Here is a 24,575-nt window from a genome sequence, read left to right as displayed (position 1 = left end):
AAAAACTTAATTACTACTCCATGATCAATGCCTTTGCTTTTTCAAGCGGCTCGTCAACTCCAGCTTTGATACCTTTAATAGTAGGTTTTACTATAACATCAATTTTCACACCCTTTCGCTGGGTTTGAGTTCCATCCGGGTATAATACCCCTATTCCCGAAAACAGGGAACTTATACCGCCCGGCAAAATAATCTGCGATACATTGCCATCAGCTCCTGCCGTGGTACTACCTATAACCTTAACATTGGGTGAACTTTGAAAAGCCATAGTAGTGTACTCTGCCTGGCTCTGTGATTGTTCATTTACTATCACCACAACTTTACCCTGGTAAGAATCATCAGGCTTAATATTAAGCGGTGGTGTTTCCACAAATAAACCCGACTTATTAATACTTCCATTAGTAAACTTAACAAATGGAGTCGTGCCTGATTTAACGTACGCTCCAAAGGTAAAGGGCATAAATTCCGAAGGATAACAACGCATATCAATAATAATACCCCTTGTATTCTTAAACATCTCCCGGATAGCAGGCAGATTTGCATTGTGGTATTTTGCCGGATATAGATAGCCTATCTGCTCATTGATTAAATAATAACCAGGATCTTTAACACTAAGATTGCTGCTACCCATTAAGCCGTTTTTTGAAACGAGTACTCCTTCCACAACCGCATTTAATTGATTTCCATCGCGCTGCATGGTAAATTCAAAATGTGGATTATTACTCCTCAGTAAATAGTTGCCCGGCATATCCCTTAACTGAGTTGCGTAATTAGACGCCGCAGTTATAGGCAGATATTTTTTGATCAGTTCATCTATAGCAATGCCATTAATAGCAGTTATCACATCCCCTATCCTGAACTTTTCTTTAACAGCAAGTGAATCAGACTCAAAACTGGTTATCACCAGTTTATTCTCCACAAAACCGGCCTTAAATGATGGCCTGTATTTACCGCGATAGGCTTCCAGCTCAGCGTTTCCGCTCCAAATATTAGCGTGCGTATCATGAATACTACTGATAAGCTTGAGCGTTGTGAGTATATATTCTGTTGAATTTTTGTCGTTCACAAACTGGGGGATAAACTCAGGCAGGCTTTGATTCCAATCTTTTCCTATCAAATGCTTGTAAGGAAAAAAGTATTGTACCATATTCCAATATTTAAACAGGCACAGCAAGCGGTAACCTGCATCAGGATATTTCATTTGGTAATATCCATTTTCGTGGTCAAATAAGGGGTTACCTACGCCCTCTGCCATGCTTACATAATAACTTTCAGTGATTTTATGATTATTTAAAATAAAGCGGAGCTTATCAGTGAGTGATTTATTGAGCACCGAATGATCAAATAGATTTCCGTAATCGGGCGTGGGCTTAACCGCATTATTTATATCGGGTTTGCAATTATCACAAGCATTCACTTCACCAAACTTATCGGTCCACTGCTCAAGCAGCTGGTTTAATTCGCTATTATTCCGGGCTTTTATAACAGCGGGCATTACCCTAAAAAGCTCAGCATCCATATTATAACCCCCTTTGCAACAGCGGGGTGGTGATATTTCAAAAAACCCCAAACCTGGCCAAGCAATCTTAAGCTATTGATTGTTTGTGGGTTAAGCGTAATGGTATTAATCCCCGAGCCATTTTTAAAAGCAGTATCCAAATCAGCCTTAACCCTGATTATCGCTTTAGGCACAGCATTTTCAATGGGTTTACCATCAATAAATAATTGCAGACCATCAATCCAAATTTTCCCTTTACCTACCAGAAGTGCACCGCCAACTACATTAATCGTCTTTTGGCTATTGTATGGCAATTTGATACTATATTGTTTCCAGCCATTTGTACCATGGATATTTTGGCGTTGCATATTATCAAAAGCAGAAGTACCGTCAATCCGAAGCCACAAACCCGCGAAGCCAGAGCCTACACCTTCCGTTTTCAGATACCCTTTTAGTTCAATCTCACTCCCTTCAAATCTTTTTGGAATAACAAAGCTGATAATACCATACCCGGCGGTATCTACCTCTGAGGCGATTGACAGTGCATATTTACCGTGCTGCGCAGCAATGCTATCTACTGCATATTTATAATCACGACCGTCAGAATGAGTCCAGCCTTCAGGATACTTATTTACCTGATTTATTTTTTCAAAGTCGCCATTTAATAAATCTTGTTGATTTTGGCCATTTGATTTATTACAGCTAAACAAGGATGTTATGAAGCACGAAAGCAGCAGGGCATTTTTCATTGATTTGGATAGGTTAAGTTTATAATGAAACCAAAACGCTATTTTTTATGATTTAATATACAGTAAATCATAAAAAATAGCGTGTACCTGATCTTACAAAAAAATCCGGGATAAGTAGCTATTTTCCTTCCGTCCAGCTTTTAAAAATAGCAGCTTGCAATTTATCGGGGCCTGGCAAGGGTGTAATTTTAAATGTCTTTTCCCTCAGCCTACCCAAAACAATGGTTACATCTTTCTTTTCGCCGTTCTTTAACAAACCCAACGTTAAACTATCTCCAGTATTTTTTGTTTCGAAGGCCTTGTAAAGTACATCTTTTGTTGCAGGAGCGCCATCAACCGTAAGTATAACCGTGCGCCCCCTGATACCTTTATCCCAGGCGGGGGATTTATAGGCAACTGTATTGATCCTGAGCGTATCGCCCTGCTGCCGCACGTTAAGGCCAGCCCATGATTCCGATACCACTTTAGTAGCAGTATCAACAGCGAGTCCTCCGTAAGCGAAATATTTTGGATAATCAGGCGGCTTAACGGTCGATGCATATTCAAATACCTCTGTTAACGGCACACCCGCCATTTTCTCGCACTCATTCCTGAACTCCTGCTCTGTAAAGCCGCGATTTAGCTTTTTGTAATATTTGTAATAAAGCAATCGCATTACGTCGTCAAGCGTTTTTTTATTTTGTGTTACATGGCGGATGTTGAAATCAAGCATCAAGCCCAAAATCGGCCCTTTATCGTAGTATGAAATGGTTTTATTAAAATCATCGCCCTGCCTGCCGTTTGGCCCGTCATCCCATGTGTTATAACTGGCTTCTGTTGCCGATTGATACAAATGGCCGGGTTCATTTTCATAGTTACGCAGGTTATTCTGAAAATCGCCAAACATATCCTCGTTATTCATTAAACCCGCATGCCTGGTGATCATGTACTCGTAATAAACTGTAAATCCTTCGGATACCCAAAGCATATTAGTGTGGTTCTCCTTTGAGTAATCAAACGGGCCGAGCTCAACCGGCCTGATGCGTTTAACATTGTAATGGTGAAAATACTCATGCGCTATAAAGTTGTACAGCTTTTTACGGGCTTCGGGAGTATTAAACCCTTCACCTCCGCTAAAACTTAACGAGGTTGAGTTTAAGTGTTCGATACCGCCGCCGCCAGCGCCTATCGATAGAAATGTATAGTGTGTATAGGGGATTTCGCCTATGATGTTGCTGCCCGTCACTACTATCTTTTTCAGGTCGTCCATAAACGCCTGCCTGTCAAAAGCAGGCAACTTATAACCGATAAAGTTGTGTGGTTTATTCTGCACGCTGAAAGGTGGCAAAACTTCCAGCTCGCCCATTAAAAAAGGGCTGTCATAAAGCACATCAAAATCGGCGGCTTTGTAAACATGATATTGTCCCTTCAGGGTATCCAGCCCGGTTGCTACCAGATCGCTCCATTTGCTGTAAGGCTTCATTTGGATGGTGACTGGATGGCGTAATTCCTGGTCGAGGTACATGAACAGGCCTCCGGGGGTAATGTAGCCTCTTGTTTCGTCAAGATAAACGTTGCCTACAAACGGCACAACCGCTTTAACATCGTACGAGATCTTTACATCGCCGGCCGAAGGGTTAATAACTTTCCAGGTATCCTTAGTGGGCTTATCAAATTTAAGCGAATTGCCTTTTGCATCGGCAACAGTAAAATTTTGTACAGCTCCGGCAAAATTGATTAGTTGGTAATAGCCCGGCGTCCAAACGCACATCTTAAAATCAAGCGTTTTGAGGTGGGTTTTATTGGTCAACTCAACATGATACAAATGGTCGGCCGCCTTTTCCATCGACACCGAATATTGCATATTAACAGGTTGCTGGGCCCAAACACCGGCACAAAAAAACAGGCAAAATGATAGGGTTAAATTAGATAGTAATTTCATTATCTGCTTGGGTTTTGCCGAATATAATAAACAGCGATTTATTTATTTCACCAATCACCGGAAATTAGCCCAAAAAACACCTGTATTTATCCCCCGGAGATAAATTTCACCAAATGTTTTAGCCAAAGAAACACAGGTTATACTCAGCTTATTTCCCGGGTAAACTACTCCTTCGGCAGCCCATCTTCAAACCCACAATCGCCATTGCTCTCAGCTATATCCAGGTTCCAGGCCGGGGTTGGGAAATAGGGCGTTGTATCATCGGCATTTTTAGTGCTATAGGTGCACTTAATCACCCTGCTTTCGCCCGGTGCCAGTGAGATATAATTATCGCTGAAGATCACCGGTAAAATATCGTCACCACCTTGCTCTTTTAAAGCGCGCAGATGTACAAAAAACGCAATTGCAATACCGGTATTTTGATTATTACTCCCGTCGCCCCTGCACAAATACCCTTGTACTGAGCAGGACTATTACCGACATTAACAATATTTTTTTATGACAGATTAACTTCACTTCTGATAGTCGTAATACAAAGCAGCCGCACCTATGATACCGCTGTTTTCCAGTTCCGAGATCTCGATTTTTATATGTTCAAGCGTTTTTGAATAGGCAAAGGTTTTCACCTGCTGCCACATGGTGTCTTTAAAATACTCAAAGGCCTGGCTTACCGATCCGCCTAAAATAATCAGTTCGGGATCATAAGCATACATGATCATTTTCACGGCATTCCCTACATGGTTTCCTAATTCGGCATACAGCTCCAATGCCATCTCTTTGCCGGCCTGCGCATCTTTAAATACCTGTACGCCATTCAATCCGTACACATTGCCAAAGAATGAGCCGCTGCAATAATACTCAAGGACGTTATCGATATAGGGAAAAAGACCTATCTCCCCGGCGCCGCAATTGTGGCCTGCGTACAGTTTTCCATTGGTGATAATGCCAGTGCCAAGCCCGGTGCCCAGGGTTACGCCAACCATGCTATCGGCACCTTTACCCTTTCCAAAATATAACTCACCTACGGCAAAACAATTTGCGTCATTATTTACATATACAGGAATGTTGTATCGCTCCTGCATCAGTTTTTTCAGGTGTACTTCCTTCCATGAGGGAATATATTGCACATCATAAACAATACCTTCGGCTACATCAACCACGCTGGGCACGCCTATGCCTATGGCGCTGGCCTTATCGTTTTGCAGCAGGACATCAACAACAGCATAAATATCGTTCAGCACATCTTCTACACTGCCTTCGCTTTTTATCCGTTGCGATATGATATAACCGATGGTGTTATTATTAACCACCGCGCCGCGGATATTGGTAGCTCCCAGATCAATACCTATAACTTTTATATTGCTCATTTATTTATTATGCTTTATTATCAAAAATAGTTTTGTTGGTAACCAGCGGCTTAGCCCAAAAGCCGATACTAAGCATGTAGCCGAATGTAATGTACAGCAAAAACATCCCCTGCCTTAAGCCAAACAAGCTGCCCAAGCCACCTATCAGGAGCTTAACCATTGCGCCACCAATAATACCGTCACCCGGGATCCCGGCAAATGAACCGTGATCTTCAGCTATCGACCTCAACGCCAGCGAGAATATAATGAGATATATTACCGACATAAAGAAGCCAACTATTGAAAATGAATACAATGAGATGTAGTAGTTTTTCTTCATCAACTGAAGGGCTATGGTTTTTGGTTCGGTATGAACCTAAATATCGTTAAAAAATCCTTTGGAGGAATAATTTTACAACAGCTTGTTTAAGTTCTCACACTTTCATTTTAAAATATTTCAAAAAGAAAGTGTAACAATCAGTATCAATCTCTTTCATAATATCTTGTTAACTTAATTCAATCAAAACATTTAGAGTACATGAATGTGTTAATGGAACAAATACCTGCTATATGACCCCAAAAAAAGAGAAAGAGCTTACTTATATCGAAAAAGTATGGCACACTGTTGCTATTGTTGCCTTATTGGTTGTAGTAATACTGATAGCCCGGGTGGCTTTTAACGTACTGCTCATGGTACTTTCAGGCGCACTGATCGCGACTTATTTTCACGGCCTTGGCGACCTGATAGAGCGCAACACCAAAATGCCCAGGCGGTATGCCATGATCATTTCTGTAGTTGGTTCATTTTTAATTGTGGCGGGCTTGTTTTATTTGATGGGCACAACCATACAGCACCAGATAGCTTTACTTAAAGATACACTCCCGCATACGGTTAATAATTTTAAGGCTAAACTGGCTTCAAACCCAACGGGGCAGCAAATACTTGATTATTTTTCGGGCGATAATGACCCCGATAAAGTTGTGGTTACGGTACAACACTTTTTTAGTACCAGCTTTGGCGTGTTGGGGGATATTTATATCATCCTGTTCCTGAGTATTTTTTTACCACCAATCCCGATGTTTACAAAAACGGCATTTTAATGCTGCTATCAGATCAAAAAAACCATTGGGACAGGATATTATCGACAGGATCAGTCTTTCATTAAAAGGTTGGATTAAAGGGATGCTGCTCTCTATGGTATTATTGGGCTTGCTGCTTACCATGGGCTTAAGCATTATGGGAATTCCGGCAGCATTGATATTAGCCTTATTTGCAGGCATGTTAAAGATCATCCCTAACCTGGGTTCGGTTATAGCCATGATACCGGGTGTATTACTTGCACTCACCATGGGCACAAATACAGCTATCATAGTGGCGCTCATTTATATAATATCGCAAACCGTGGTGAGCAATATCGTAGTGCCTATAGTACAAAACCGTATGATCAACCTGCCTCCCGCGCTTACCATCATCAGCCAGGTGGTTATGGGAACGCTTTCGGGGGTACTGGGTATCATATTGGCAGTTCCTATTGTGGCCATCATTGTGATTTTGGTTGATGAATTGTATGTTAAAAAACTTGGCGATGCCGAGGTAATAGCGCATTAAGGAATATGCCCTCATCAAAAAAATCGATATATAGTGCACTTATTGCCAACCTGCTCATAGCAATAACCAAATTTATAGCGGGCGTTATAGGCCGAAGCGGATCTATGATCTCCGAAGGGATTCACTCGGTAGTGGATACTGCTAACGAATTGCTACTATTGCTTGGTCTGCACCGGGCACGCAAAGAACCCGATAAAACCCACCCTTTTGGCTACGGTAAGGAGCTGTATTTCTGGTCGTTCATTGTATCTATCATGATATTTGGCCTGGGCGGAGGATTATCCATTTACCAGGGCATATTACATATCCGCGAACCCAAACCCCTTGGCGATCCTACTATGAGTTATATAGTTTTGGGATTATCCGTCATATTTGAAGGCTCATCGCTCATCATCGCCCTGAAAGAATTTAACGCCATAAGGGGCGATCAAACCTGGTGGGACGCCGTAGTTAAAAGCAAAGACCCATCAAACTTTTTAGTGATGTTTGAGGATAGTGCAGCCGTTGCAGGCCTTTTTATTGTTGGCATTTGCATGTTCCTGAACCATCGTTACAACATTCCTGTGCTTGACGGTATAGCATCATTATTGGTTGGTTTAATTTTGGTTGGTGTTTCGGCCATATTAGCCCGCGAAAGCAGGAGTTTGCTTATGGGCGAGGGTATTTCGTCTGAATCGAAGACTAAGATAAGCACACTCGTTGAACAGGACAATGCTGTTTTAAAGGTGATGCACATGCTGTCAACTTATCAATCGCCCGATGAAATTATTTTGATGCTGATAGTAGCTTTTAAAGATGATCTGAATACCGAACAAATCAACGAAGCTATAGGCCGGATCCGGGATTGTATTAAGCAGGAGTTTAGTTTGGTGCGCTTTGTGTTGGTACAACCCGAAACATTTTCGGCAGAAATTACTGAAACAGGCAGCGTACTTTAATTGTATATTAGCTATTGATAACAAATACCTATCTCATGGAAGAACAAAAATTTCATTACGCAACGGTAACCGAAGCTATAACCAAATTAAAAGAACAGGGCTATACCCATGAATTTAGCCTGGAAGGTGACCATCTTAAAGCAGGCGCGGAAAACTTCCCGGTAAAAGAATTTGAAATAGTGGACCTATACCGCTACGAAGGCCCCTCCGACCCTGCCGATGAGGCTATTGTTTACGCCCTTGCTTCAGCGGAAGGTGTTAAAGGTACGCTGGTAACGGGCTACGGGATCTCGACAGATGAGGCTACTATCGAAACGCTAAAGAATTTACATTATAAGTATCAGAAGGGCCGGCAATAGTCTGGCCCTTTAATAGTACCAACTTCACTTCCAACGCACATTTCGGCCTTAGCTTTAAAGGAAGGCAGCCATCCGGGATAGCAAACTGACTGAAAGAAAAAAGGAATTATTTTAAATACTCTTCGTAATACTTTGTTATCAGCACCTGCTCATGAAATGTCGTTCGGATAATTTCGCGGCCATGCTTACGGATGTGATCTAATTTTTGCTTTGCAAGGTGAGCTTCGTTCAGCTTTTCGACAATGTCGACTGTATCTAATGTACAAACCCAACCCAGGTTATTTTCACCAACAAAATCGGAAAGACCTACATTTTCGGAAACTAAAACAGCAGTACCCATATGCAGCGATTCAACCACCACATTCGCGAAGTTTTCATTAAAGGAGGTGAGGACACACAGATCAGACTGGTTAAGCCGTTCAAATTTCTCATCCCGGTTCACCCAGCCTATCCAGTCAATTTTTGAAGCTATATTTAACTCAACTGCAAGTTGTTTCAATTGCTGTATATATGCTTCCTCGCCATCGCCGGCAATAACAAGTTTCAGGTTAAAAGAGAGCTTGCTTATAGCAATAAATAGTTTTTCAAGTCCTTTTTTATGATGAATGCGCGACATAAAAATAATCCTGAAGCACTCATTATAGGGTTCCTTTATTTCGATATCAGGTAATGATAAAATATTGGGTAATACAAAGCCCTGCCAGCCCGGAATCAACTTCCTGCACTCCATATATTCAGATTGGGCGGTAGCGTGCAGCACGCATTTCTTTAAAATTTTACGACCACCTAATTTATGGATCAATTTTTTGTAGCTGTTGTTCCCGCTTTCAAATACGTACCCGCTTAGCATGCCGCGGGGCGCCAAAATAACCTTGGCTTTACTGAACAAGGCGATCCGTGCAGCAATTACGTTTAAAATACTCCACCACGAATGAATATGGATCACATCATAGTGGTTGGCAGTTTTAACAAGCCTGCGCCATAATGCCGGACTAACGTGCGTATGATCACCGGTGATCCGTTTAAAATAAATCACATTAACCCCTTCAACATTCGTTTTAGCTCCGGGTATTACATCCAGTTCGGTTTTACCATTAGCGGTAGTGGTAAAAACGTCAACAACATGCCCATTAGCTGCTAATCCCTCGCAAAGCCGCGATACAGATTCAGTTGGACCTCCGTAGCCGTAAGCGGGTTTATAAGCAGGTATAATGTGCAGTATTTTCATAAAACATCATTAGCAATATGAGAATGCAAATATGCATCCCGCGGAGGGGTTATTTAGCCTGCTGCAATTTTAAACCTAAAATTATCGAGGTATAAACGGAGCAGGCAAATCCTGGACGAAACCAAAAGTACTAACTCCCAAAGATTAACTACGCCCCCGGCAGCACGAAGTAAAAATAAAAAATGTTTAACGCCGCAACTCAATTAAAAGAAGCAGGGTTAAACATTTTTTGCCAGATCTTAATATTTTAACCGGCAACTTTGGTTTGGACGGGTTTAAAATTAACATCGTATAATACCATACTATCTTCTATCACCTGATGGCCGTAACTTACCCCCATCCAGCGTTCAACAGTTACATTTTTACCTTCCAAAACCTTGTAATCTTTAAAGAAACACTCTATCTCTTTAATTGTATGAGGTGGCAGTTCGCTTAAATCATTTATATAATTAACCGACATATCATTATTAGCAACGGCAATGATTTTGTCATCCTGTTCGCCATTGTCAACCATATGCATTACCCCTATCACCTTAGCTTCGATGACAGACAGCGGAAAAACATCAACCGAGCATAAAACTAAAATATCAAGCGGATCCTGATCATCACAATAGGTTTGAGGGATAAATCCATAATTGGCCGGATACATTACTGAAGAAAAAAGCACGCGGTCTAATTTTAAAAGTCCGGATTCTTTATCAATCTCATATTTAGCCTTTGAGCCCTTGGGAATTTCAATAACTGCGTTTACAACATAGGGAATTTTAGGCCCGGTTGAAACTTCATGCCATGGATGCTGTGTATTCATTGGTAGTAATTCAATATTTTGGTTATTTTTTTATGAAAGTACCAACAATTTACCGATTCAATTAAAACATTTTCATTTTATTTCAATCTACTTTATTACTCAAATGCTTCAAAAATCTAATTACCGTTCAGTTTCAAGGGTTTACGGCTTTTATTAAAACGCAGGCGGCATATATGCTCTTGGTACATACCTCAACTACAAACTAACATAATAAACCAGTAATAAATAAACCACAAGAGCCGGCTGGCGGGTTTAAATCAGTGATCTACCCATGCAAAAGCATGTAGTGATAAACCATTTTTATGCATTAACCGTTCTATTTGACAATCAACAACCAGCCTTTACCTTTTTCAACCGGAATCCTGTCGTTTAAGCCAAATGTTTTGCCAGGCTGATAACTTTTTATCTCAGGAGCAGTGATAGTTGCTTTGGCCGGGTCAATGCCTAAATTTTTCCAATCGATATTTAATTGAAAATCGGTATCAGCATCTTCCCAGCTGGCAACTGCTACCATGGCAGCACCATCTTTTTTGTAAACAGTTGCTATCACTTTGGCTTTATCGGTTTTCACCGGGTTATCATCAACCCAATAACCAATCATTTTTGTGCCTTTCATTCCAAAATTATCCCAGGCTTTCCAGATCGGGCGCGGATCGGCACCATCGCTCCACGGCATACGGTTAGTCATGCCGTAAACCATGCCACGCCATTTATTACCGCCGCCTTGCAGCATCTCGCCCATTAAACCAAACGGGATCCCACTCACTTCAGTCAGGAAGAAATCAGGATCATTTTTTTCATAGTCAAAATATTCACCAAACCATAAACGGTTCAGGTAAGGGAAATGCTCCATGTACAGGTTGGCACTGTTGTTAAAACCGTCGCTTTTATTGTACTGGTTAGCAGAGTGCAAGTCAATAATACCCGGGTGACCATCTTTGGTTAATACACGTTTGATACGTTTCATCGTAACTCGGTCAAAAGCCACATCATCCAGGTAAATACCGTCGATACCGACGTTTTGGGTTAACCAGTTCATGCCTTCCACGTAGTAATTATGCCAACGGTTCATGCCGCTGTTGATGATGGCTGCGTCTTTAATCTCAGGCACAAACCAGGCTGCTATATAATCATCCCCCACGTGCTCCTGCAACCAGCTGAAACCGCCGCCCTTGCCCGGCGAATAAATTTCATGCCCCAAACTACGCAATGCGAAAGTTTCATAAGCATGGTTTGATAACTCCCGGATAGTGTTATAGATCTTCACCTTTAACCCGGCCGCATGGGCCGAGTCATCATAGGCCTTCATTTTTTGCCATGCAATAAACGGGTAGTTAATAGTTGGATTTATTGCCGTTGCGTGGTGAATATTGACAAGCGTTGCTCCCGCTTTTTTATAGTATCAATAGGTTTGTATGAGTGATAAAATCTTGTAGCCCACTGAAAATCGGTATTGATGGTATGGAAAGGCGTTATCAGCAGCGTGAAGTTGTAATAAAGTTCATCACCTTTTTTCAGGTCGCGCTCGCCGCTGTAATTATTGGCCAATACCGCTTTACCGTCAAATGCCACTTTAATACCACCTTTGTTATCGTTACCCCATGAAGTTGGTAACAACAAAGGCTTTTGCAAATAGAAATTAGTATTCAGCGGACGAGACATATTTCTCATCCCTTAACGAATACTGCAAACCGCCGTTCACATTGCCTATCCAGGCTCCATCCTGATTTTTATAGGCTACATCCCATTTCCATTCAAAGTTTTCGGGGCGATAGCCGCCTTTTTGTCCCAGGCCCATCATATATTTTGCAAAATCCTTTTTAAAAGGGATGTGCATGGTAACATCTTTCAGACTAACATCCTGCAGGGCTTTTACTTTTACGGTGTAAGCCATAAAGCCATCAAACTCCAGCGAGGCCGTTACGTCCATTTGTAAACTATCATTGGCGCTTATTGCAATCCACTGAACTGTTCCTGCTTCTTTTTTGGTGAACTGTACGCCCTGGCTTTTCAGGTTTATCTTTTTTCCGGCGGCGTTGATAAAATGAAAGTGAATACCCTCGGTAAGCAGGTTATTGGGTGTTGCCGCGTACTCCGTCATCTCCGGGGTGAAATAAGTCTGGATCTGTTTTGGAAAACCATCTTTATTCACTTCCACCTTGCGGCCTAACAAGCTTATGGTATTGCCGCTAATTTCAAGTGGTGTATACGGCGCAATGACCGTATTTTGTTGTGCCATGGTTGAGTTTAACCAGCCCAGGCGGGTCATTTTATAAGGCTCGCTTACACCGCCATCTTTTGAAATTTTGCTATTTACTTTAACCGACAGAGCAATTGTTTTTGCCGGCTTACCGTTAATGCTGACAGTAGCCTTACCGGTATAAACCGAAGGTAATACGGCAGCAGGTACATCAACCCCGCACCATAAGGCCTGGATATCACCTTTGGCCACGTTCACAACCTTGGTAAGCGGCTTAGCATCATAAGTGGTACCGCCGGTATTAATGCAAAACAATGCTGAAGCCGGAATAACCTTACCGGTGACTGATTTAAGGTCACTGAATGTTACCTGTACATTTTCGATATCCTTCAAGGCGTAAATACCCTGTTGAAATGCAAAGTTTTCGCCGCGGGCAGCTTCACCTGTATATTTATTTTGCGGACCAAGTTCAATCCAGCGTTGTGGCAAATCTTTGGTCATGCGGATAGAGTTCATCCTATCTTCAGGGAAAACCAAAAATGCTTCGGATTTGTGCTTGCTCAGCAATGCTTCAGTTTCTGCGTTGGTAGCAATCACCTCCATTGGGTAAAAACTGTTAAAAGCATCTATCGACTGAAATTCTTTCACCGAGGCCAACGGGGCCTGCTTACCGTTTACGGCACTAAGCCACTCGGCCGAAGCTGTATTTTCGGGTTTAAGGTAAACACCTTTAGGATAGTTTGAGCGTCCCTCATTTTTATAAGGCATGTAATACACAAAGTAAGTGCCCTTACCCGATGTTGGCTCAAAATACAGTTCGCCGCTTTCACGGTTTACTGCGCCGATTTTTACATTAGTTATTTTTTGCTTGGTTTTAGCATCTTCAATAATGATCCGCTTGTTTTCGGGCTCATTATCCCTGCGTCTCCAATTAATTACTGCTTTAGCCACTTTACCTGTACCATTAAAGGTTAACACTACACGATGGTTACCTAATGAATCGGCCAGCCAGCATTTATCGCAATTGGTATAAGGTACTTTTTGTGCCGAAGCAGCAAAGCCCGATAAAAGGAAAGTGATAGCTAAAAATTGTTTTTTCATGAAATAAATTTAGTCAGTCTTTTTATAATGTTGTTTCAGAAATTATAATTCCTAAAACCGCCGCCGCTCGGCTCCGCCGAGTGGCAACTATTTCACGGCCTCCGGCCGCAGTGTCAAGCAGGCCAGAGGCCTGGAGATAGCGGTCACTCGGCTGGAGCCGAGCGACCGCATTTGTTATTTATTACTGATCAAATAGCCGGAGTAATCCCTTGCCCTTCCCAATAATCAATGATCGGTTTGTACGGCCCGTATTTATGCTGTTCTTCTGAGAAAGGATCTTTAAAAGGCCCTTTATCATAATCAATCGCTTTTTCTTCGTAATGCGGATAATCAACCTCCTTTGTGGTTTTAGGCAGCGGACGTTTGTGCTTTTTATCGTCATTAACAAAAGCAGCGATATCAAGCGCTTCAGCATCGGTTAAGAAAGGTTTACCTTCGGCTGTTTTATCATAAGGCATATTGCCCTTTAACCATTGCGCTAATTTAACCACGCGGTGCATACTTGAACCGGGACGATATGCCAACAATCCCCATACCGGCGGATATTCATAGGTTACCTTATCAAAACGCATTTTACCTTCACCATTTTTAGCATGGCAGCGCTCACAATTTTGAGCATATAAAACCTCCCCCTGTCTGATGATGCAGCTACATTTGGGAGCTCAACTTCCATATTTTTTAAACCTTTAGTAGTTTTTGACACATTTGACGAATCACTCAAAAACTTGAGGTAAGCCATTATCGAGATCATTTCTTTTCCATCCAAAGGTAAAGGTTTACCCAGGTTAGGGCGCATTACACAATTGTTGATGCGTTCGGCCAAAGATAAAATCCTTCCCTCTCTTGCCCTGTATTGTGGATAATCACGAAACGATCTTATCAAGTTAAAGGCATACGGCCTGGTGCCTGCATCGCGATGGCAGTTGGTACAGTTCATTTTATTGCCGGTATAGTGTCCGTTAATACCTTCGGGGCCGATATAATATGCGGTATGCAGCATTAGTTCGCGGCCATAACGCACCGCATCGCCGTATTTACCGCCGGGCATTTTGGAGGTATCCACAGCAACCAGGTTATTCACAGCCGCTGAATCAGCTTTATTTGCCTCTTCGGCTTTGCTCCCGCTACATGACACTAACTGGGCAACACTCGCCAAAGCGACTAACAACATCAGCAAAGCTATATATTGATATTTCTTTTTCATTTTTAATGATCTATGGTTTTAAATATGGATCAAGCTGTTCGTATTTTATAAAACCTGCACGGTAAGTTGGCACCGATGTTTCCATCGTCCATTGCAGCACACCTTTATTATTTGCCAGCACCACAATGTGCCTTTTGGAGCAACATACCAATGTGGTTGTATCATTGATCATATAGGCACTGCCCATACGTCCGTTAAAAATTTCTTTAGGTAGTTTAATGTGCATGGCAATGGTCGAAGTTTGATTTTTCTCATCAATTTTCATTGCATACACGCCTGACTGGTGTTTCTCTACCCCGTTATCAAAAAACATCAAGTTGCCCTGTTTATTGACATGAGCTGCGTGGGCCTGGGTAAAGTTGCAATCGGCAGGCATGGCTATGGTACCGCCTTTACCAAACTTGTAGATAACCTTACCATCGCGCGAGTTAATTTTCCAGATCTGCCCGTTGTTGTAGAACGACATCAGGTAATTGCCGTCTGTATCATAGCTGAGACTGTTGGCATGCATCCAGTCTTTTTTGGTTTTCAGGATTTTAGGATCTTTCAGCGGATCCATTACATCAAACACACTCCATTTATAAAGCTGTTTGCCGGTTTTATCCATCACCATAATACCATCGCCATTAACCGTATCCTGTTTGCTCCCTCCAACTGATGTAAGGTCGATAATTCTGTTATCAACGAAAATGGTAACCAGTTGCCCTTTATCATTCTTCAGGATTTCGTGATGAATGGTTTGCTTGAAATCGCCTTGCCCTTTGGTGAGGTGTAGTAGCGTATCGCCAAGCATATTGACCTCCAGTATCTCGCTGCCGTAACTGGTAGGTTCGTCATTTCGGCCTAAAATAGAGAGCAGGGTTTTATCCTTTGTAAAATTGATCACCTTAAAACCCAACCTGTCAATCATGTGGTACCACCTGATTTGCCCTTTTGCATCAACCAAAAACGCCACCCCTGGTGCATAACGTTTATTGATAAGCATCAATCCATCATTAAACTGCGAAGGCAAAGTAGCTTTCGCGGCAATTTTTGCGTTGAACTGTTCCTGTAAAAACAACGGTAGCTGGTGCGATTTGAAGGTATGAGGTTTACCGACAACCGTATCCCCACCGTCAACAGTTACAATATGGTATGAGTAAGTAGTGTCGGGCAAAATATTGCAAAGTACAAGCTTATATGATGTGCCGTTACTGGTAGTAGTCGACCGGTATTTAACCGGCTGCTTGCCTTCTATCCAATACTCGGCATACAGATCAACAGGCTTGCTGGTCATAACATTAAGCTTAATTTTTAGCTCATTGTTATTATACAGGCTTATGTGAATTTCTTTTACCAAGTTTCCGCCCGAACAACCGCAGATGATCGAAACCAACAAACCTCCCGCTAAAACCTTAAACCAATCTTTCATCACTAAAATTTGTAACATCGGTTAAATAATAAAGAATATACAACCCATTGAAGGCTGTATACTCTTTACTAATATTTGAATTGTGTGCTTATTGTTGTCTGCCCGCATTATTCAGCTTAGGGTTAATATTAACCTGGTTAAGCGGATATGGGAAATATTCATCGCGCGGCAATTGAACAGTGTTGGTTTGGCCAATACGTTTCAGATAAGCGTTCACGATCACATCATATTTTCCAAAGCGTTTCAAATCGGCCCTTCTTTTGCCTTCGTAATATAGTTCCCAGCCACGTTCCTGTAACAATGCATCGCGGAAAGTTGCCTGGGTCAAATTAGCCTGCACCAATAATTTGGCATGTGAGCGGCCTTTAACCTGGTTTACTAATGAAACAGCCTCTGCGGTTGGACCATTCAATTCGTTTAAAGCTTCGGCGCGGCTTAACAATACATCGGCGTAACGCAAAACATCAACACTATGGCCATCGTAGTAGGTGTTGGCACCATTAGGATCTGCATATTTCATGGTTGCAACGTCCGGCATATACAATACACCATCCGGCGCTGTCGCACCTAATGAAGGAGCTTGTTTATGAGTTAAACCATCAACGCCCTGGTATTGGGTAAAGAACATTTTTTTACGATCGTCTTCATCGCCATAGCTGTTGTAAAAATCCCAGGTTACAGCGTAGTACTGCCACCTGTCGGTTAAAACCGGATGGCTCAACGGACCAAAGTGGTTCAATAATTCGGTGCCATTAACGTTAGCATCGCTTAATACCGAGAAGATATTTTCAGCACACCAGGTGTTTGATTCTTTAAACAAACCCTCATAAGTTGGATATAACTGGTAAATACCCAAATCCATTACCTGTTTTGTAAGGTCGGCCGCTTTTTGCCATTGGTGCTCACGCAGATAAACCTTAGCCAGCAGGAACATCGCCGCACCTTTGGTGGCCCGGCCAACATCGTTAGTTGTGTAGATATCACTTTTAGTGTAATCTTTAGGCAATACATTGACCGCATTTTGCAGATCGCTGATCATTAACGCGTCAACATCCGCAACAGAGCTTGGCGCGGTTTGAGCTTTGTAATCGGGATTGGCTACATCCTTTTCCGTATTCAGGATCACCGGGCCCCAGGCATCTGTAAGATCGGAGTAAGCTATAGCACGTAAGAATTTCATCTCAGCCAAAAACTGATTTTTCTGAGCATCTGTGATACTTTTCATCGCTGAAATATTATAGATAGCGTTGTTTGCGTTGGCCACCAATTTATAGATCTGCCTATAATCTTCAGCTATCAAACCGTTGGCCGAGTTCCATTGTACCAGTGATAATTGTCCCGGGTCGCCGGCGTAGCTGCAGTGGCCCACATCGGTGGTTAAGTCGGTAAGGGCGAAGTGCCTTACCGTCCAATAATCAAAATTGTCACCAACCGCCGGACCTTTTAAGCGGGCATAAACCGCGTTCACGGCTGCAATAGCATCTGATTTGGTTAAAAATGCATTTTGACTTGTTAAGCTGCTGTATATTTTAGGCTCGAGATTGGTTTTATTACACGAAAACTGTGTAACTACCGCGGCTGCTAAGAGTAGAATATTATATTTTTTCATTTTGACTAAAATTTTGTTGATCCCCTAAATGGATAATTTCATTAATGGATAGATGCTTTAATACCGAATGTTATGGTTCTGAATGCCGGGAACGAGTTAAAGTCTAAGCCGCCGCCGGTAGCACCAGAATGTACGTTAACTTCCGGGTCGGTACCTTTATAGCCCGTAATTGTCCATAAGTTTTGCGCTTCTGCATAAACCCTTATTCCCTGTAAAATTTTTAGGTGCTGAAACAACGATGCAGGGAAATTATAAGCCAGCGTAAGCGACTTTAAACGTACATAAGATGCATTTTCAACAAAACGTGAGTTTACGTAGCTACCATAAGTACTTAGATAATAACCTTCGCGCGGGATTGGGGTATTTTCGTTTTTGCCGACTACAAACCTGTTCAATGCAGCAGCACCTGTGGTTGACTCTAATACCATGGCGTTCATGTTATACAGGTAATAGTCAAATGCGCCCTGAAAAAATATACCCAGATCGATGCCTTTATAATGAAAATCGTTACCAAAACCGGCCATGTAATGCGGGTTAGAGTTGCCCAGGTAGGTGCGGTCGGCCGGGGTAATTACACCATCGCCATTAACGTCTTTATATTTAGGATCGCCTGCTTTTGAGTTTGGCTGAGGTGCATATTTTTCACCGGTTTTCACTACCCCTTCGTAAACATACCCATACAACTCACCTAATTCAATGCCAGGTACAACCCTTGTAAATTCCTGCCCCGAAACAGTACCGCTTGGGTTTGCAGTGTTGGTACTGATCACGGTTACTCCCGGACCTAAATCCAATGCCTTTTGCTTATTGTAGGCAAAAGTAACCGTGCTGTTCCACGACAAATCTTTACCACGCACATTGTTGGTATTTACCGAAAGCTCGATACCACGGTTTTGGATTGCGCCACCGTTTACATACTGATTACTGAACCCCCATTGCTGACCTATGGGGATCTGAATTAACAGGTCGGTTGTTTTTTTACTGTAATAGTCGATACTTGCATTAATACGGCCATTGGCGAAACCCATATCCAAACCAACATCAAACTGCCTGGTGCTTTCCCATTTTAGGTTAGGATTAGCCAATGTTTTTGGTTCTATCCCTGTTTGAAGATTACCGGTTTCATTCAGTACTACACCGTAAGGTCCAAATGTTGAAAGATATAAACTCGCAGGGATACGGTCATTACCAGTAACACCGTAACTAACACGTGCTTTTAAGTTTGAGAAGGTATTCAGATCTTTTATAAAATCATCATCGGTAAGTTTATAAGCTACTGCACCTGCGGGGAAAAACCTGAACGCTTGTTTGAGCCGAAGTTTGACGAGACGATCGTCACGATAAGAGAACGAGGCTAATAATTTATCCCTATATGCATAATTAAACCTTGTAAAATACGAGGTTAACATAGCCTCTGCCTTACTGCTGCCATAACCATTTACCAATGATCCGGCACCAAGGTTGTAGTACAAGAACGCATCGGTTGAGAAGCCTTTAGCACCGGCACTTAGTCCTTCGGTAACATCTTTTTGATTTGATGTACCTAATAAAACAGTGAAGTCATGATCCTTAGCGATGTTGAACTTATAGGTAAAGTAATTTTCAACTATCCATCTGAAAGCCGATGATGTTTGCTCACTGGCAACACCGCCCTGCTTAGCACCTGCGATGGTAGTAGTAGGCAGGTACTGGCCTGCTGTAGTTTGAGTGTATTCGGTACCGGCCGTAAGATGATAAGTTAAGCCGTTAATAATTTTATAATCTAACCCAATATTGGCATTTATCAATTTATTGCCACTGTTGTTTGTTGGTTCCAAAAGGCCGGCCAAAGCGTTGGTCTTTGTGCCCTGGGTAACGTAGTAATTATAAGTACCATCAGCATTATAAGGCTTTACATTAGGTGGTGCTGTCAATAAACTAAATAATGGCGCAGTTATGTCTCCAGAGTACGATTGCAATGTCGAACTTGAGCTGGCACCATAAAAATTAGCGCTGATCTTCAGGTTTTCATTCATTGTTTTCTCAGCACCTATCCTTGCAGTATATCTTTCAAAACCGGTATGCTGCAACACACCAACCTGTTTAATATGATTACCAGCAACATATATCTTTGAATTCTGATCACCTGAACTTAAACTGATGCTTTGATTTTGAACTGTTGCGTTGCGGGTTGCAAGCTTTAACCAATTGGTGTTGGCCACCTGGAAACTTGACGGGTATGGTTGTGGCTTACCATCTTCAATAGCTGTAGCGTTTTGGATATCGGTGTACTGCTGCCCGGTTAACAGGTCCGGCTTATACCTTAGATATTGTGTACCTCCTGATATATCCGCATCTAAAGAAACCTTGCCGTTTTTTCCTTTTTTGGTGGTGATCAAAACAACGCCGTTACCTCCCCTTGCTCCATAAATAGCTGTTGCAGAGGCATCCTTTAATACCTGGATATCTTCGACGTCGTTAGGGTTAACCTGGTTGCCATTATCGCTGATAAAACCGTCAACTACATATAAAGGAGAGGTAGAAGTATTGATAGAGTTACCACCCCTTACAGTGATATTAATCCCTGAGCCCGGTGCAAAACTGGTTTGTTGCACCTGAACACCGGCAGCTTTACCCTGAATGGCCTGCCCGATATTAGTAGTTGTACCACCAAGTGTAAGGTCATCACTTTTTATTGAACTAACCGATCCTGTTATATTTCCTTTTTTAACTGTACCGTAACCTACTACCACTACTTCGTTCAGTTTATTAAGGTCCTCCTGTAAAGTGATAGTAATGTCTGAGGAACCGCTAATTGATACTTCCTGTGGTTTATACCCTACATAAGAAACAACCAACACTGTTGAACTGCCCTTTAATGTAATTTTAAACTTACCATTGACATCAGTTGTGGTAGTATTTTTGACGCCTTTTTGAATAACGGTAGCGCCAATTACCGGGCCGTCTTTATCTTTTACGCTACCGCTGATTGTTGTTTGCGCGTTGGCAAGTACTGGCAATAATAGTAGCAGGCAACAGCATATCAATTTAAAAAGGCCATTGATCTGCCTTCCTAAATAAATGTGTTTGCTGAAGCCCCGATCGGGGTTTGAGTAAATTTTAATCATACGTGGTGGTGTTAGTATTAATTAATTGTTAGCTTTTTAATGTGATTTAGCTCTGTTTTTGAACATTGGAAATTAGAGATAGCGGATTTTGAAAGCAAAAATTCGCCCCTCCAAACACAGCGCAAACGTTTGTTTTGGGCAAAATCGGACCTACGCAAACGTTTGACTCAAAGTATTTTGCGGTGATAAAAATTGATTCTTGAAGGTTTTTGTGGTATTGAGCAGATCGCAACCGGGATGATTCAGGCGCCAATTTTATGGATTCTGCGTATTTGAGGACTAAGCTTGAATAATTTGATTATGAGTGGATTGGAATAAGATCTACAAACACAACCCCACTGTGGTATCAGCCGCCACCCAGCTCCAGCTATAGGCGTTAACTTAGACGGCAAAGGGGGTTAACAGGGTTAACAGATTTTTATTATTTAAACTTAAAAACCTAAAAATCAATAGCATAAACAAAGCATAGGGTTACACTAAAAGCCACTGCTTACCTGTAGCAGGGGTAGCTATACTACTTTAAAAAGTAAAGCCCGGCTTTTGGGCCGGGCTAAACATAAAACATGCAAAAAATATAAACGGTAATTAAAAGCCGCTATCATCAAGCGCGAAGGTATTCTTCCGCTCTTTCCATTTACCTTTGGTAAAATCAGGAAATGCCACGCTTGCGTTACCTTCTTTCAATGATTTTGTTGACAAGGGCGTAATTACACTCATGGTAACAGAATCATAAACATCTATAGGAGTTTGGCGTTTTTGCTTAACCGACTCTACGAAAGCATTAAACACAAACCAGTCCATACCACCGTGGCCGGCACCCTCGGCAAACTTTTCGTATTTTTTCCAAAGCGGATGGTCATATTTATCAAACCATTCCTTTGCCGGATCCCATGAATCATCTTCTTTTGATTTATGATCAATATAAACGCTTTTGTTTACATCCATCCATAAACCTTTAGTGCCCTGCACCCTGAAACCTAATGAATAAGGGCGTGGCAGGTGCGTATCATGGCTCAGTAACACCGTTTCACCATTGGCACAATTGATCATCGTAGTGGTAACATCGCCGTTTTTGTAATGGATCTTAGCATTCGGGTGACCGGGCGATAATTCTTCTACATAGGCAGCTAAACCCTTTGCCTTGGTGCTGAACGATACCAGGTTGGTAAAGCGGTTACCTGCATTAATATTAGCATAATGCATACATGGACCGGCGCCGTGGGTTGGGTAAATATCACCATCCACATCGATATTAAACTGCGTACGCCATTGAGCTTCGCTAAGGGCTTTGGGGCCATACTCAACGCCTCCGCCATAATATTGCTTACCGTTATTGAACAATACACCTCTTAAATTATGCTGATATCCGCCTTCCAAATGGATGATTTCGCCAAACAGGTCCTGGCGCACCATATTTAAGGCAGCCATCACATCACGACGATAGCAAACGTTTTCGAGCGTCATGTACGGGATACCTGTTTTTTCTGAAGTGTTAACGATATCCCAGTGATCTTCAACCGTAAGACCGGCAATTACCTCACAACCAACATACTTTCCGGCTTTCATAGCGTCAATAGCCTGTGGGTGGTGAAATTGCCATGGGGTAGCAATAATTACCGCATCGATATCTTTATGATCAAGCAATTTTTTGTAGGCATCCAGTCCGCCAGTGTATTCCTTTACGGGTGCATGGCCTTTTTTGGCGATGTATTCGCGGCAAATTTTCAGCGAGCTTTCCTGCGTATCGCAAATAGCTACGATCTCCACATCATCGCGAAGCAAACCTTCGGCAATATGGCTCATGCCACGGGCACCTACGCCTATGTAACCTAAACGGACTTTTGCAGGTGCCGATGCAAACAGCCTTCCTGACGGTAAAATGCTAAAACCTGCCGCTGCAATTGCGCTGGTTTTCAAAAATTGTCTTCTTTCCATATATAATATTGAGGTTTTTGGGGCTTATTTATTGGGTAATTTTTCAAAGTCAATTACAGGCTTCTTTCCTGTTGGTTTACGATCATAAGGGGTTTTGAGCTGGATATAATTATCAAAGAAACCTCCGTTTTGCAGAAAGAACTTATCACCTTCTTTTCCTCCGGCATAATCTTTACGATAATTAGCATTGGCTGTAGCATCACCAGTATATATGGCATGTGTAAGTTCCAGCCAGTTATTATCGCTATCCCCTATCCACTGGTTGGTAAAATACGCTTTGCGGATCTTATCGCCGTTGTCAGGTTCAAAATTCTCAACAAACGAATACAAATGCGTTAAGTAAGTAGCCTTTTGCGGGCGGGTAAAGCTGGCTATCAGAAACCATTTATCTGCAGCTACATCTTTAAAGTACGCAGTATAAGTGGTTGTATGCCTGGCATTATCAGGCTCGGCGCTAAGCAAAAAAGCGTAAGCTTGCCCGGCTTTCCAGGGGAAGCGCATATAGCTTTGTCCGCCCGAGCCTTCGTTGCCAAATTCGCCGATGTGTACATTACTGCCGCTTTTTACCAGTTTAATACGCATACTATCGGGAATACTTTTCGGATCCTCGGTATTAAAAGGACTCCACACAGAAAATAGCACACGGCGTTCGGTTGCCGAATTTACCTGCATACCAAAGTATCCCTCGCCAAAACCATCGGCCATAAAATAGGAGCCGATCACATCCTGTCCTTTGGGTACTATGATCTCATTATAAAACCATTTTACTTTATTCTCCTTATCGGCCGCAACAGGATAGCGTAAATGTACAGAAGGCCCCCTTCTGCCAAAATGATATGAGCTGCCTTTTGCAACATATGAAATATCATTATCCGGCTTTTGCAAAGTAACTACAAGGTCAGATACATCTGCATAAACAGTCCCGGTTTTACTGATGCCTTTTAAACTGATCTTTACATAACCCGGCCGACTGATGTGAACCTTCCCAAAACTGACAGTATCAAACCTGGTATTGCTTATTTTTTTGACGATCGCATTTTTTCCTACCGATAACAGCAGCGTACTGTTCCCCTGCGGCGCCCGTACCACCAGCGCAAGCTCAAGGTACTGTGCAACACTAACCCTGAAATAAATATTACAGGTTGATTTTATGCTTCTCAGGCCAATCAACCCTTCATCGGTTATGGTATCCGGCGCGTTTACCCAGGCATTACCGCCAAACGGGATAACGTGACGCAGCTTTGAAGCATCAATATGTACCGTCTGCGCAATGGCAGCTCTATTTCCTATGAAAATAAACAATATTGAAAGACAAATTATAGCGGTTTTCTTCATCATTGGGTTATAACACAAGTATCGTTTCATAAATGTACTCGCATTAGTGGCTTTAAGAAAAAATAAATGTTTCAATTTCAACGCAAACGTTTGAAAAATGGGCATAATTATCCCTTAACTGGCATTAATTGAAAAACAAATATTTATCAAACATTATGGGGTAACGACTTCGGCTTCTAAAATTGAAGGTAAATATGCCTGCTAAGCGATTATTTCT

20 protein-coding genes and 1 pseudogene are annotated in these 24,575 nt (G+C 42.1%); 4 read left to right on the top strand and 17 right to left on the bottom strand.

Annotated features, from left to right (window positions below):
* Positions 1-13: 13 nt before the first annotated feature.
* The 6 genes from ACRQ5D_RS20655 to ACRQ5D_RS20630 all read right to left on the bottom strand — a co-directional run bounded on the left by ACRQ5D_RS20655 (position 14) and on the right by ACRQ5D_RS20630 (position 5,854).
* Positions 14-1,519 (bottom strand): S41 family peptidase, encoded by a 1,506-nt coding sequence (locus ACRQ5D_RS20655; RefSeq protein ID WP_431200305.1) that lies wholly within the window; start codon positions 1,517-1,519, stop codon positions 14-16.
* Positions 1,495-2,247, bottom strand: coding sequence for a hypothetical protein (locus tag ACRQ5D_RS20650; RefSeq protein ID WP_431200304.1), 753 nt, complete (start codon positions 2,245-2,247; stop codon positions 1,495-1,497). The genes ACRQ5D_RS20655 and ACRQ5D_RS20650 overlap by 25 nt, the downstream gene beginning before the upstream one ends.
* Positions 2,248-2,365: 118 nt before the next feature.
* Positions 2,366-4,168 carry a M61 family metallopeptidase gene (locus ACRQ5D_RS20645; protein ID WP_091168123.1) on the bottom strand — a complete coding sequence of 601 codons (1,803 nt, stop codon included), beginning with the start codon at positions 4,166-4,168 and terminating at the stop codon, positions 2,366-2,368.
* A gap of 164 nt (positions 4,169-4,332) precedes the next feature.
* On the bottom strand, positions 4,333-4,617 hold the full coding sequence (locus tag ACRQ5D_RS20640) for a glycoside hydrolase family 2 protein (protein ID WP_091168126.1): 285 nt from the start codon (positions 4,615-4,617) through the stop codon (positions 4,333-4,335).
* A gap of 63 nt (positions 4,618-4,680) precedes the next feature.
* Complete coding sequence (locus ACRQ5D_RS20635) at positions 4,681-5,535, bottom strand: ROK family protein (protein ID WP_091168129.1); 855 nt, start codon at positions 5,533-5,535, stop codon at positions 4,681-4,683.
* 7 nt (positions 5,536-5,542) lie between these two features.
* The gene (locus ACRQ5D_RS20630; protein WP_143020759.1) at positions 5,543-5,854 is read right to left on the bottom strand and encodes a sugar MFS transporter; all 312 of its coding nucleotides are present in this window, start codon (positions 5,852-5,854) and stop codon (positions 5,543-5,545) included.
* A gap of 230 nt (positions 5,855-6,084) precedes the next feature.
* Here ACRQ5D_RS20630 and ACRQ5D_RS20625 point away from each other — a divergent pair, with 230 nt between their 5' ends.
* Genes ACRQ5D_RS20625 through ACRQ5D_RS20610 form a run of 4 tightly spaced genes read left to right on the top strand, consistent with a single transcriptional unit; the run spans position 6,085 to position 8,420 of the window.
* Positions 6,085-6,615 (top strand): AI-2E family transporter, encoded by a 531-nt coding sequence (locus ACRQ5D_RS20625; RefSeq protein WP_432326431.1) that lies wholly within the window; start codon positions 6,085-6,087, stop codon positions 6,613-6,615.
* Positions 6,616-6,622: 7 nt separating this feature from the next.
* Complete coding sequence (locus ACRQ5D_RS20620) at positions 6,623-7,123, top strand: AI-2E family transporter (RefSeq protein ID WP_431200831.1); 501 nt, start codon at positions 6,623-6,625, stop codon at positions 7,121-7,123.
* A 5-nt stretch (positions 7,124-7,128) separates the two neighbouring features.
* On the top strand, positions 7,129-8,061 hold the full coding sequence (locus tag ACRQ5D_RS20615) for a cation diffusion facilitator family transporter (protein ID WP_091168141.1): 933 nt from the start codon (positions 7,129-7,131) through the stop codon (positions 8,059-8,061).
* Positions 8,062-8,096: 35 nt separating this feature from the next.
* Positions 8,097-8,420 carry a hypothetical protein gene (locus tag ACRQ5D_RS20610; RefSeq protein WP_091168146.1) on the top strand — a complete coding sequence of 108 codons (324 nt, stop codon included), beginning with the start codon at positions 8,097-8,099 and terminating at the stop codon, positions 8,418-8,420.
* Between the two features lie 106 nt (positions 8,421-8,526).
* Here the strand turns inward: ACRQ5D_RS20610 and ACRQ5D_RS20605 are convergent, their stop codons facing one another.
* The 11 genes and pseudogenes from ACRQ5D_RS20605 to ACRQ5D_RS20555 all read right to left on the bottom strand — a co-directional run bounded on the left by ACRQ5D_RS20605 (position 8,527) and on the right by ACRQ5D_RS20555 (position 24,361).
* Entirely contained in the window at positions 8,527-9,648 is a 1,122-nt protein-coding gene (locus tag ACRQ5D_RS20605) for an XrtY-associated glycosyltransferase XYAG1 (protein WP_091168149.1), read from the bottom strand.
* Between the two features lie 247 nt (positions 9,649-9,895).
* Positions 9,896-10,456, bottom strand: coding sequence for an inorganic diphosphatase (locus ACRQ5D_RS20600; RefSeq protein WP_091168153.1), 561 nt, complete (start codon positions 10,454-10,456; stop codon positions 9,896-9,898).
* Positions 10,457-10,772: 316 nt separating this feature from the next.
* A pseudogene (locus ACRQ5D_RS20595) lies at positions 10,773-12,118 on the bottom strand (glycoside hydrolase domain-containing protein).
* Positions 12,096-13,757, bottom strand: a complete 1,662-nt coding sequence (locus ACRQ5D_RS20590; protein ID WP_432326429.1) for a glycoside hydrolase domain-containing protein — start codon at positions 13,755-13,757, stop codon at positions 12,096-12,098. Before ACRQ5D_RS20590 ends, ACRQ5D_RS20595 begins: the two are co-directional and overlap by 23 nt.
* Positions 13,758-13,945: 188 nt before the next feature.
* Positions 13,946-14,398 carry a c-type cytochrome gene (locus ACRQ5D_RS20585; RefSeq protein ID WP_431200830.1) on the bottom strand — a complete coding sequence of 151 codons (453 nt, stop codon included), beginning with the start codon at positions 14,396-14,398 and terminating at the stop codon, positions 13,946-13,948.
* Positions 14,311-14,961 carry a c-type cytochrome gene (locus tag ACRQ5D_RS20580; RefSeq protein WP_431200302.1) on the bottom strand — a complete coding sequence of 217 codons (651 nt, stop codon included), beginning with the start codon at positions 14,959-14,961 and terminating at the stop codon, positions 14,311-14,313. Before ACRQ5D_RS20580 ends, ACRQ5D_RS20585 begins: the two co-directional genes overlap by 88 nt.
* 10 nt (positions 14,962-14,971) lie before the next feature.
* Positions 14,972-16,390 (bottom strand): aryl-sulfate sulfotransferase, encoded by a 1,419-nt coding sequence (locus tag ACRQ5D_RS20575; protein WP_091168160.1) that lies wholly within the window; start codon positions 16,388-16,390, stop codon positions 14,972-14,974.
* Positions 16,391-16,460: 70 nt separating this feature from the next.
* Positions 16,461-17,981 carry a RagB/SusD family nutrient uptake outer membrane protein gene (locus tag ACRQ5D_RS20570; protein ID WP_091168163.1) on the bottom strand — a complete coding sequence of 507 codons (1,521 nt, stop codon included), beginning with the start codon at positions 17,979-17,981 and terminating at the stop codon, positions 16,461-16,463.
* A gap of 41 nt (positions 17,982-18,022) precedes the next feature.
* A complete protein-coding gene (locus ACRQ5D_RS20565) occupies positions 18,023-21,088 on the bottom strand; it encodes a SusC/RagA family TonB-linked outer membrane protein (protein WP_432326426.1) in 3,066 nt (1,021 codons plus the stop codon).
* 585 nt (positions 21,089-21,673) lie between these two features.
* Positions 21,674-23,023: a Gfo/Idh/MocA family protein gene (locus ACRQ5D_RS20560; protein ID WP_091168170.1), complete on the bottom strand. Its 1,350-nt coding sequence runs from the start codon at positions 23,021-23,023 to the stop codon at positions 21,674-21,676.
* A 24-nt stretch (positions 23,024-23,047) separates the two neighbouring features.
* On the bottom strand, positions 23,048-24,361 hold the full coding sequence (locus ACRQ5D_RS20555) for a DUF3472 domain-containing protein (RefSeq protein ID WP_176844463.1): 1,314 nt from the start codon (positions 24,359-24,361) through the stop codon (positions 23,048-23,050).
* Between the last annotated feature and the right edge of the window lie 214 nt (positions 24,362-24,575).

It is taken from the genome of Mucilaginibacter sp. P25 (genome assembly GCF_050859465.1).
Classification (GTDB): Bacteria; Bacteroidota; Bacteroidia; order Sphingobacteriales; family Sphingobacteriaceae; genus Mucilaginibacter; species Mucilaginibacter gossypii.
Note: the sequence above shows the minus strand (reverse complement) of the source record. Positions and strands in the feature narration are given on the sequence as shown.